General features: G+C 39.7%; 11 protein-coding genes. 7 read left to right on the top strand and 4 right to left on the bottom strand.

Going from position 1 to position 11586, the window contains the following annotated elements:
- The first annotated feature begins 1 nt into the window (after position 1).
- The 5 genes from L3Q70_RS08925 to L3Q70_RS08905 all read left to right on the top strand — a co-directional run bounded on the left by L3Q70_RS08925 (position 2) and on the right by L3Q70_RS08905 (position 4216).
- On the top strand, positions 2–1339 hold the full coding sequence (locus tag L3Q70_RS08925; RefSeq protein WP_237114125.1) for a replication-associated recombination protein A: 1338 nt from the start codon (positions 2–4) through the stop codon (positions 1337–1339).
- Complete coding sequence (gene crcB / locus L3Q70_RS08920) at positions 1332–1718, top strand: fluoride efflux transporter CrcB (protein WP_083515309.1); 387 nt, start codon at positions 1332–1334, stop codon at positions 1716–1718. The genes L3Q70_RS08925 and crcB overlap by 8 nt, the downstream gene beginning before the upstream one ends.
- Before the next feature lie 9 nt (positions 1719–1727).
- Complete coding sequence (gene serS / locus L3Q70_RS08915; RefSeq protein ID WP_062569174.1) at positions 1728–3038, top strand: serine--tRNA ligase; 1311 nt, start codon at positions 1728–1730, stop codon at positions 3036–3038.
- A gap of 228 nt (positions 3039–3266) precedes the next feature.
- Positions 3267–3404 (top strand): hypothetical protein, encoded by a 138-nt coding sequence (locus L3Q70_RS08910; RefSeq protein WP_157066196.1) that lies wholly within the window; start codon positions 3267–3269, stop codon positions 3402–3404.
- A gap of 440 nt (positions 3405–3844) precedes the next feature.
- Positions 3845–4216, top strand: coding sequence for a hypothetical protein (locus tag L3Q70_RS08905; RefSeq protein ID WP_237114124.1), 372 nt, complete (start codon positions 3845–3847; stop codon positions 4214–4216).
- Between the two features lie 151 nt (positions 4217–4367).
- On the opposite strand, the gene L3Q70_RS08900 is transcribed toward L3Q70_RS08905, so the two are convergent.
- Positions 4368–5567, bottom strand: a complete 1200-nt coding sequence (locus L3Q70_RS08900) for an Nramp family divalent metal transporter (protein WP_237114123.1) — start codon at positions 5565–5567, stop codon at positions 4368–4370.
- A gap of 702 nt (positions 5568–6269) precedes the next feature.
- Here L3Q70_RS08900 and L3Q70_RS08895 point away from each other — a divergent pair.
- A complete protein-coding gene (locus L3Q70_RS08895) occupies positions 6270–6689 on the top strand; it encodes an MAPEG family protein (protein WP_237114122.1) in 420 nt (139 codons plus the stop codon).
- Positions 6690–6727: 38 nt separating this feature from the next.
- On the opposite strand, the gene L3Q70_RS08890 is transcribed toward L3Q70_RS08895, so the two are convergent.
- The 3 genes from L3Q70_RS08890 to L3Q70_RS08880 all read right to left on the bottom strand — a co-directional run bounded on the left by L3Q70_RS08890 (position 6728) and on the right by L3Q70_RS08880 (position 10599).
- On the bottom strand, positions 6728–8020 hold the full coding sequence (locus L3Q70_RS08890) for an Ig-like domain-containing protein (protein ID WP_193988863.1): 1293 nt from the start codon (positions 8018–8020) through the stop codon (positions 6728–6730).
- A 22-nt stretch (positions 8021–8042) separates the two neighbouring features.
- A complete protein-coding gene (locus L3Q70_RS08885; protein ID WP_237114121.1) occupies positions 8043–8555 on the bottom strand; it encodes an outer membrane beta-barrel protein in 513 nt (170 codons plus the stop codon).
- A gap of 196 nt (positions 8556–8751) precedes the next feature.
- Entirely contained in the window at positions 8752–10599 is a 1848-nt protein-coding gene (locus L3Q70_RS08880; protein WP_237114120.1) for an ABC transporter ATP-binding protein, read from the bottom strand.
- A gap of 152 nt (positions 10600–10751) precedes the next feature.
- Here L3Q70_RS08880 and L3Q70_RS08875 point away from each other — a divergent pair, with 152 nt between their 5' ends.
- Entirely contained in the window at positions 10752–11582 is an 831-nt protein-coding gene (locus tag L3Q70_RS08875) for an alpha/beta hydrolase family protein (RefSeq protein WP_237114119.1), read from the top strand.
- Positions 11583–11586 lie beyond the last annotated feature (4 nt).

The following is an 11586-nucleotide window of genomic DNA, read 5'->3' as shown; positions in this document are numbered from 1 at the left end:
CTTGAGTAACCTCGGATTTAATTTTGGTCCTGATGTGCGCCCTCTTGCGGCGCGCATGCGACCCGAAACACTGAATGACTACATAGGTCAGCAGCACCTTTTAAGTCCCGATAAACCCCTTTACCAAGCCATTCTTGCAGGTCGCTGCCACAGCCTCATTTTGTGGGGACCACCTGGCGTTGGTAAAACCACCTTAGCGCAAATTATTGCGAATCATGCCGATGCAAGCCTTATTCAAATGTCGGCGGTCACAGCGGGTGTAAAAGATATTCGTGAAGCAGTAAGCGAAGCGAAAGCAAATCTTGCAGGGCGAGGGCAACGGACGTTATTGTTTGTAGACGAAGTGCATCGCTTTAATAAATCTCAGCAAGATGCATTCTTACCCCATATCGAAGACGGTACCTTTATTTTTGTAGGCGCAACCACCGAAAACCCATCATTTGCACTTAACAACGCGATACTGTCTCGTGCCCGTGTATATGTATTAAAAGCACTTGAGCAAGCTGATTTATTTACCGTAATCGAGCGCGCTTTACGTGAAGATGTGGAGCTTAGCCAAAAACACATAGAAATTGCTGATAACGCCAAACAAGCGCTTTGCCAAGCAAGTGATGGCGATGCGCGTAAAGTACTTAACTTGTTAGAACAAGCGGTTGATTTAACCACTGAGCAGCAGGGCAAATACCTTGTTGATCAACATGTTTTAAGCCAAGTACTGCCAACTCATTTAGCCAAATATGATAAAGGCGGCGATGAGTTTTACGACTTAATTTCCGCGTTTCATAAGTCAGTGCGTGGTAGTTCACCTGATGGTGCCTTATATTGGTATTGCCGTATTTTAGCAGGTGGCGGCGACCCGCTTTATGTAGCTAGGCGGTTATTAGCGATTGCCACAGAAGATATTGGCAATGCCGACCCGCGAGCAATGGAGGTCGCACTCAATGCGTGGGATATTTTTCAACGTGTTGGCCCAAGTGAAGGTGAGCGCGCTATAGCACAAGCCACCATTTATTTAGCCAGTGCGCCGAAAAGTAACGCTGTGTATATGGCGTTTAACCAAGCGCTGCAAGATGCTAAAAATGAGCCGAGTCATCCGGTGCCAGAGCATTTACGTAATGCACCAACTAGCTTAATGAAAGATTTGGGCTATGGTGCAGAATATCGGTATGCACACAATGAGGAAGGTGCCTTTGCAGCGGGCGAAAAGTACTTCCCAGAAGCTATTCATGATCGTCAGTATTACTTTCCAACTGAGCGCGGCCTTGAACAAAAAATAAAACAAAAGCTGGACTATTTAACTCAGCGCAACGAGCAAAGTGATATTAAACGTTATGAATAGTTTGAAACTTTACATGATGATTGCAATGGGCGGTGCTTCTGGGGCATGTTTACGCTATTTTCTTAGCGAAACCATGCTAAAACTGCTCGGTAGGGGATTCCCTTTTGGCACGTTGACAGTTAATATTCTTGGTTCATTGTTAATGGGCATTTTATACGGCTTGATTGAAAGAGAAATAATCGCTGTTAGCCCCGCTAAAACCTTAATTGGTATTGGCTTTTTAGGTGCATTGACCACCTTTTCAACATTCTCAATGGATTCGTTGTTGCTATTGCAACAAGGTCACTTTTTTAAAATGGCCCTCAATATCACCTTAAACGTGGTGGTGTGTATATTTATGGCTTGGCTGGGCCTTCAGCTGGTAATGCAAAAAGGTTAAAAATCAAACATGTTAGATTCTAAATATTTACGTCAAGATATCGAACAAGCGGCTGCACGCTTAGCAACTCGTGGATTCGACCTTGATATTGCAGCGGTAACTGCACTTGAAGAAAAGCGCAAAACATTACAAGTAAAAACGCAAGAACTTCAAAGTGAGCGTAACGCAAGTTCCAAAGCTATCGGCCAAGCAAAAGCGAAAGGCGAGCACGAAAAAGCACAACAGCTTCTTGATTCAGTAAGTACTCTTGGTGACCAACTAGACAGCGTTAAAGCAGAGCAAGACGCAGTATTAGAAGAGCTTAAGCAAATTGCACTTGCTATTCCAAACCTACCTGATGAGTCTGTACCCGTTGGTGAAGACGAAGACCAAAACGTTGAAATTTCAACCTGGGGTACGCCTAAGTCATACGACTTTGAAGTAAAAGATCACGTTGATGTTGGTCAAGACGTAAACGGCCTAGATTTTGAAATGGGCGTTAAAATCAGTGGCGCACGCTTTACTGTTATGCGTGGTCAAGTTGCCCGTATGCACCGTGCTCTTACGCAGTTCATGCTGGATACGCACACAGAGCAAAACGGCTATACAGAAATGTATGTGCCTTACCTGGTTAATAGCGCAAGTTTATACGGCACAAGCCAATTACCTAAGTTTGCTGGTGACTTATTCCACACTCTAGGTTTAGTGGATGATGACGGTCAGCAACAACCTGGTTTTAGCTTAATTCCAACTGCGGAAGTACCACTTACAAACAGTGCTCGCGACGAAATTTACGACGAAAGCGACTTACCAATTCGTTTAACAGCGCATACACCTTGTTTCCGTAGTGAAGCAGGTAGCTATGGCCGTGATACACGTGGTCTTATTCGTCAACACCAATTCGACAAAGTTGAATTAGTACAACTAGTAAAACCAGAAGATTCAATGCAAGCGTTAGAAGAGCTTACAGGTCACGCTGAGCAAATCTTACAAGCATTAGAACTTCCTTACCGTAAAGTGATTCTATGTACCGGTGATATGGGCTTTGGCGCAGCAAAAACTTACGATTTAGAAGTTTGGTTACCTGCACAAAACACCTATCGTGAAATCTCATCATGTTCAAACATGGTTGATTTCCAAGCGCGTCGTATGCAAGCGCGTTTCCGTCGTCAAGGCGAGAAAAAGCCAGAACTACTTCATACACTAAATGGTTCAGGTTTAGCGGTTGGTCGTACGCTTGTTGCTATTTTAGAGAATAATCAACAAGCTGATGGTTCTATTGTTGTACCAGAAGTGTTACGCCCATATATGGGTGGCTTAGAAGTGATTGGTAAAGCCTAAGCTTATTAGCTTTAAGCCTTAAAAATAAGAAAGCCGTTGTTTTTATGAATAGCGGCTTTTTTTATAAAAGTAAATAAATTTGTTTTAAAGGTTACAAGTACCTGTAATCTTTTTGCTTTTTTTACAAAAAATAGTCGTAGAGGTATATTAAGGAAGTTAAAGGAATTAACTAAGATTGCTAGATAAAACACTACTAGCAAAAATTGTATAGTGATAATGGAATATAATATGGATTTAGCAGCAACATACTCGCAAACAAACTCACTTACGTTCGATATCTTCGAAGAGCACCTCCATAAGGCAATCGACAAACCAACGGTTAATATCGTACGGTATGTGTTGGGCCTTCAAGAAGCGAGGAACTAAGTTAAAAGTTCATAATGGAGCTCATAAAGCCACATGGGCTAAAACAACAGTCAACAGCTTAACAAGAACTATTTATATTGATGTTTACCTTAACTTTAAACTAAATAGTTTACGACAAGGTGATTACCTCAAACTAAAAGAGCTGGCATCCCAGAAAAGTTGATTGATGATGAGTTTAAATTAGTTTCAGCACATGAGTTTGGTCATTCAATCCTTATGCATGTAGGAGGTATTAGCTTATCGTGGGGTCATAAAGGGAGTACTAATATAATTCTTCAAAAGGTTAAGTCGTCTTCTCCTGGTTATCCAAAACAGGGAAAGATAGATCTGATGAAATATTATAATGAAACTAAAAATACAGCTAATTTGAAGGAGTGTGTGTCAGGTAGCAAAGCTGTTGAAATTGACATAAAAAGATTGATTTGGAGTTCTAGTATTTTATGGAAAAATTAAAAATATCAACTTTTTGGTTACTGATAATTTTTGCTTTGGCCTCTTGTTCAAGTATTTATTGGGCGAGTGTTAAAAATTCTACATCTGAAGAGCTTTTGGTTAAAGTAAAGTTTCAAACCAAGTATGGTACTCAGATAATGGACATGCCATTAAAATCAGATGAAGTTAACGTATGGCAATATGAGCAGTCATCAAGTGAGTCCAAGGTAATGGATATAAAGCTGTCTTCTATTGAAATAAGTAATGCTAGTGGTTGTCACTTGGTTTTTAGTAAAGAAGAGGTGAGAAAGAAAGTTGAAAATACAACACGGCAAATTGTAATAACCCCAGATGATTTGCTAAAAGCTTGTGATAAGTGAAGAAATTAGAAGGTACTCGATAACTTTAGGTGTACTTTTATGCCACAAGCGAATGCTGCAAAGTTTACTAAAAATTATACACGGTAATCTGAATAGTCTTTAATAAGACAAGCTAAAACCGCAGATTATAAACCTGCGGCTATATCAATCCTTAAAAAATCAAGCTAAACAACTTGATGCTACTCAATCCAAAAATAAGTACAAGTACGGGTAATGTCACTAGGTTTACTAGCATAGAGTTGGTGTAATCTCCCATTACAGTTTTTTGATTGACTAGCCATACCAAATACGTCGTTACAATAGGTAGCAGGAGGCCATTAGCTGCTTGTGCAAAAATAATAACAGCGACAGGGTCAAGACCGAGTGAAGCAACAAATGCACCAAACAGTAAAATAGTAATTGCAACAAGTTTAAAACGCGTGTTACTCATTTGTGTTGACCAGCCAAGCATACCGCACACAGCATAAGCGCCTGCTAGAGGGGCGGTTATAGCACTTGTTAGGCCTGCTGCGCACAAACCAAGTGCAAAGAAGTAGTGAGCCATTGAACCTAATAAAGGTTCGAGTTGTACGGCCATGTTAGCCGCTGATATTTTGCCAGCTTCAGTACCATAAAAAGCCACGGAAGCAGTCGATAAAATTGCTAAGGTGATCACACCACCAAGCGTGATCGATATACCAGTATCAAGATTTGTTTCTTTTATTACTTTTTGCATGTCATTATTTTTATCATGTTTTTCGGCAAGGACACCTGAGTGCAAAAATAAATTATAGGGCACAATTGTCGTGCCAATCAATGCCAGTACAGTTGTGATTGATTCGTCAGGTAGGCTTGGAATGAAGCCTTTTAAAATCGCCGTTAAAGACGGTGCAGCCATTACTAAAGTTGATATAAACACTATACTCATTAGTACAACGAGAACAATTAATGCGCCTTCTATTACCTTATGTTTACCTGTATATAAAAGTACAGCACTTAGAATTGCTATCAGTGGAGTCCATAATAATGGGCTAACAGAAGGAACAATTTCTTGCAGACCCAAACTTGCACCAGTCAAATTACCCGCTTCATAAGCCGCACTACCAATACCTATAGCACTGATTACTAAAATAGCTGCTAAAGCTTTAAAAACGGGTGTTTGAATCGTTGTTCTTAAAGCTGATGCTAAATCATGCCCAGTTGCCACACCTAAGCGAGCAGCCATAGATTGAAGTAGAATGGTGGCAATAACAGAGAAAAGTAACGTCCATATCAAAGCAAAACCAAAATTAGCACCGGCTACACTTGCTGTGGTGATGGTGCCTGGGCCGATAAAGGCGGCAGTGACAAGAAGTCCTGGTCCTAAGCGCATAAAAAACCTTTTATTATTAGAATGTTGTTTTATTAAGGTGAAAAGTACCAAAAAACACATGTTCAACAGATTGAACCAAAGGGTATAGGGACTAAAGAGCAGGGTAAAGTAAAATAGGTGAACAGTTACAACTTTCTTTTATGGAAATATCACATAACGTAGGTAGATCCATAGTGATTTTAATGTAGTTGAGTGTTGTATTTTTTATCAGTGGTTTAGCAAAATAGAAAACAGCAAACCACGCTTGCTGAGAATACCGACTTTGATATAGGTTCAATTTAAAAATAGTGCTGGCAAGGGTTTTTTACGACACAATACTACCGATCACAGCTCATCTTATTGCTAGAGAAAGATATACTCAGTAACAAACTAATTTCCTATAATGGATCAAACAGTTACAGCTATGAGCTATGCAAGCAGCTACCTGATAAAAACGTATTTACTTTTGTTGCCACTAATAATTGTGATGACTATCAACAACAATTATTTGAGCAACTTGATGCATTAACGATTAATCAAATAGTGCATCAAGGATAGACAATCACCACTAAAAGGTTATTTAACGACTATGAAAAGTTTATACATAACCAAGTAAATTATAGATTGAAATATATTTTATTTATTAAAAAGGTATATTATTCAATGTGTTATTTTGGTTTGCTTTTTGCTTCTATTGTTTAGACTACTTTGAAGGAGCAATAAATGACCAAATTATCGTTAACTGTATATTTTGCGTTCTACGCGTACCTCATAATGCTGCTGACTCAATGGTCGGTGGCAACTGTTTCAAAGGCAAAACGAGCGGGGGCAATCCCTGGCAAGCTTGAACCTGAATTGAGCCATGAGAGTTTCACATTTCGTGCCCATCGCACTTTTATGAATACATTGGAAAATAGCCCCTTATTTATAGGGACTTTGTTGCTCGCTTTTACACTGAACCTCACTAGTGGCGTCTTTGCTGTTTGTGTTTGGGTATATGTTGTAGCAAGAGTAATACATATGGTGCTTTATTACGCGATAGCCACTGAGAAAAACCCAAGCCCACGTAGCTATTTCTTCTTAATTGGCTTGGTATCTAATATTACAATGCTAGTACTGGTAGGAATACGTCTACTGTATTAATAGAGAAGGGCTCTTTAGTAAAAGAGCCCTATTTATGGTCACTCGATGTTAATGAGGGTACTGCTTACCTGCGAGTCATATGTCACAGTGATAACTGCGGTACCTAAATTATTAGCCTTACTCGTTACTCTAAAAGCCGCCTGCTGAGTACCAGGGTTGATTAGTTTGGCTGTTATTAAGTTGCTATCATTCGTGCTCCAAGTAGCAAACTCAGTGACATTTAAAGACTGTGGGCTTGAATTATAATTTGCTGTTAATTGCAAATCTAATGACTCTGATGATGAGATTGTATATTCGCTATTGCCTTCGTTTATCTGAATAGAATTGAGATCGTCATTACCTTCTATCACCAATGTCGCTATTTTTTGTTTTGGACCACACGAACCAATTAACTGCGTTACGCCTGGTTTTAAAGCTAAAATAGTTGCATTGTCACCTTCATCAGTACTGACATTTTCTGAAAGCCCAACTAAGCCTGCATTGATCACAGACCAATTGACACTCGGGTTGATATTAACAGCTTGCTTAGAAACACTTTCATCATAAGTTGCTTGAGCAGCGAGTTGGATTTGTTCGCCAACATTCAGTGTGATCTCGTCCACTGTTTCTTCCGCAACAATTAGATTTAAACTTTCTAAATTGACAGGATCTGCAGTAACAACCAACTCTCCTGAAACATTATTGATTGTTCCAGTAACGGTTGTGTTTTCTATGTTTGCAGCAGAGGTATAAATGATGCCTTGGTTATTTATTCTAGCTGTGGAGTCTTCATCAATACTAAAATTAACACCTCTAATACTATTTTGGGCGATATACCCATCAGCATAGGTAATATCAGCCGATATTCTAGCTGGCATACAGGTGTTAATGCTCCCTGATGCGGGAGCTATTTGTTTTAACGAAATTGACGAGGCTGCCACATCACTGATAGAAATTTCCTCTTCATCAAAAATATCGTTAATAGTGGTTGCCGTTATTGTTAACAGCCCTTGACTAGAGTCAGCATTTTTTAGTGCTGTTAGGAGTCCGCTACTACTAATTTTCGCGATGGTTTCATCACTTGTTTGCCAAGTTAACTCGTCAGTAATATCTCTCGAATCGCCGTTGCTATCAATGCCGGTTGCGATTAACTGATGCGTTTCACCCGCTTTGAGTCGAACCTGACTATTTTCAATGCTGACTGTCTCAATAATAGTGCCATTTTCGCGAAGCTTTTCTAGCTCAACTTCTTTTGCTAGTTTTGATGAGTCAGTCTCTGAGCCGCAACCTAGAATTGAAGTGACAATAAGTGCAACAGTTGACAGCTTTGTAATGTTCGATATTTTTTTCATGGAATTCCTTTTAACTGACTACTTAAAATTGATAGGTGAAACCTAGCGTTACACCACTGATGTCAACATCATCGCCTTCAAACAAAGACTGGTAAGCAAGTCTTACATGTGTATTTTTAATGTAAGGCACTTCTTGATGTATTGCGACGCCCCATGCAAAACCATCGTAGTCATAGTCGCTAGGAAGCTCTTGGGAAGTTGAAGTTACTTTCATTTGAGTTTTCGCATAGCCCAATGAAACATCTAGGCCAAAACCATTGACGATATTTGATTGCATTACAAAATAAAGACCAACACTTTTATCAATATCGAAATTTATATTGTAGATATCATCATCATTACTTGAAACGAGGTATTGAGCTTCAAATGCCATATTTTTGTTACTTACCCCAGCTCTTAAAAAAGTGGCTGTTGGTTTGGCACTTTCGCTGCTGATCTCAATATCACTGAGCATGTAATCAACACCGAAGTAGGGCGTGTCAGCCTGCGCAGAGAAAGAGGCTGTGAGAATTAAAAGCGAGAATAAATGTTTCATAATCCATTATTTTGTGTTTATTTTAGGCGCAATGGTAACGCTTTGTAGTGACTCAAGCAAGCGAGCTTTACTTTATATATGTAGACTCGTTGATGTATGATTAAGCGAATTGGTATAACGAACATCTAAACTTTGGCTGCGGACTTAGCTGCGGAGCGAAAAAATTTAGATGTTCATATAAAAAACGCTGATAGAGCTACTCTACACCAATAAAACCACCGGTTTGATGTGACCAAAGTGCAGCGTAAATACCCCCTTTTTGGATTAGTTCTTCATGAGAGCCTTGTTCAACGACGCCGCCTTCATCAAGTACTATGAGCCTATCCATTTGTGCAATTGTTGATAAACGATGGGCTATGGCAATAACCGTTTTGCCAGTCATTAAGTCATCTAGACTTGTTTGAATAGCAGCTTCTACTTCTGAATCTAAAGCACTGGTTGCTTCATCTAAAATAAGAATAGGGGCATCTTTTAATAATACACGCGCTATGGCGATACGTTGACGCTGCCCTCCTGACAGTTTCACACCGCGTTCACCGACTTGTGCAGCAAAACCTTTATTGCCTTTACTGTCTTCTAAGTCCTCAATAAACTCAATTGCTTTTGCTTGTTTTGCTGCTGCTAGCATTTCTTGTTCAGAGGCATCAGGTCGTCCATAGAGGATATTATCTTTGACTGAACGATGTAATAAGGACGTATCTTGTGTGACCATTGCAATATGTTTGCGTAAGCTTTCTTGAGTTACGTTGGCAATGTTTTTGCCATCTATACTAATGGAGCCGGAATCAACATCATAAAAGCGCAGTAACAGATTGACGAGTGTGGATTTCCCCGCACCAGAGCGGCCAACTAAACCTATTTTTTCGCCAGGCTTGATAGTAAGGTCCAATCCATTGATAACAGGGCCTCTGTGGGTTTCATTCGCTGCTTTTCCATAGTTAAACTGTACGGAATCAAACGTAATCTCACCTTGCGTTACAGCTAAAGTGTCTGCGTTTGGTTTATCATCGACATCAATGGGTGTTGATAGGGTTTTCATACCATCAGCCACTGTACCAATATTCTCAAATAGACTACTGATCTCCCACATAATCCATTGAGCCATGCCATTTAAGCGAAGTGATAAGCTTACTGCAATAGCAATTGCCCCCACTGATATTGCACTAATCGACCATAAGTACAAAGACAAAGCAGCAATACTAAACACAAGAAGGTAGTTTAATGTATTGATAGAAAAATTTAGGCTCGTTACTAAGCGCATTTGTTGATAAACAGGCTGTAAAAAAACATCCATACTATCTTTGGCATATTGTTCTTCGCGTTGTGTGTATGAGAACAATTTGATGGTGGAAATATTTGTATAGCTATCTACCACTCGGCCGGTCATTTCCGAGCGAGCATCAGCTTGGGAACTCGCGATCTTTTTTAATCGTGGTACAAAGTACATTTGTATAGCGGCGTAGACGAGTAACCACACTAATAACGGGATCATTAGGCGCCAATCTGAGTCTGCAACGAGAAACACCATAGCGCCAAAGTAAACAACAATGTACATCAACACATCGAGTAGCTTCATGACAGATTCACGCACTGCCAGTGATGTTTGCATCACTTTCGTTGCTATTCGTCCAGCAAACTCATTTTGGTAAAAACCGATACTTTGTCGCAGCAAATAACGGTGTGCTAACCAACGGATCGACATAGGGTAATTACCAAGCAAGGCTTGGTGTAAAATTGCAGAGTGAAAAAAAACGACGATTGGCAAAACAATCAATAATACGACAGCCATTTTTATTAACTCTGACTTTTGTTGGTCAAATAATGTCTCTGGAGTGTATTGGCCTAACCAGTCAACTAGTTGCCCCATGTAGCTAAAGAGCGACACCTCTAAAATAGCCAAAGCTGCAGCACTTAGAGACATCAGTATCAGTGATAACTCCATGCCTCGAGTATAATGACGGCAAAATGCAAATAATGTATTGGGTGGCTGGGAAGGCTGCTCTTTTGGAAATGGATTTATCATCCGTTCAAATAAACGATACATACACGACACTTTTCAAAGTAAGATTGCCTAACTATATCACTGAGCAGAATTTTTAGCAGTTGATTTACCTAAAAACTATTAAAATACATCATGATTCAAGTGTTTACATATCTTAATAACCATGGAACTATAATAAGAAAAAGGAACTTACCATGAAAAAACGGCTTAGCTTATTTGCACTCATGATCAGCTTACCTATAAGTGCTTATCAAACAGACACTTTCACCTTTAAAGGTAAGAAGACCGCGATAGAAAAACCGCTGACAATTACTTTACCTGATAACTACGAAGAATCTAAAAACTATAATGTTGTTTACGTATTACATGGCTTTAGTGGTAATCACACTGATTGGACAAAGCTCACTAACATTGAACAACTTGCTGACCAATATAATGTTATCGTTGTTAACCCAGATGGTAACTTTGGCTCTTGGTATTTAGATTCTGAGGTCGACAAAACATCGCAATATGAAACATATATTGCTGAAGACGTTGTAGACTATATCGATTCTAATTATTCGACTAACCGGTCTAAAACTGGCCGAGCAATCACAGGGTTATCGATGGGAGGGTTTGGTGCACTGCATATCGCGATAAATCACCCTCATCGGTTTGCAGTTGTATCAGCGATGTCTGCGGGGGTCGATGTAAGACCTTTTAGTGCAGAGTTTGATCTTACCAAGGTGCTTGGCAATTATGCTGAAAATGAAGCAAGGTGGGATAGCATCGCTATCGTTAATAACCTTCATAAAATTGCAGCAGGTAATACAGCATGGAAAAAGAGCGCTGACGATCTTCCCATCATGCTTGATATTGGCGTTGATGATTTTTTTATTGAACAAAACCGAGCCTTGCATCAAGCGATGCTAAATCTGCGTATTCGGCATGATTATATCGAACGCCCAGGCATTCATGATTGGCATTATTGGAATAAAGTCATTCCTTATCAGTTTTTGTTTTTAACTTCTCATATGGCACCGTAAATAG

Source organism: Pseudoalteromonas sp. CF6-2, assembly GCF_021729425.1.
In the GTDB taxonomy this organism is placed as follows: Bacteria; Pseudomonadota; Gammaproteobacteria; order Enterobacterales; family Alteromonadaceae; genus Pseudoalteromonas; species Pseudoalteromonas arabiensis.
This window is presented reverse-complemented; position numbering and strand designations above follow the sequence as displayed.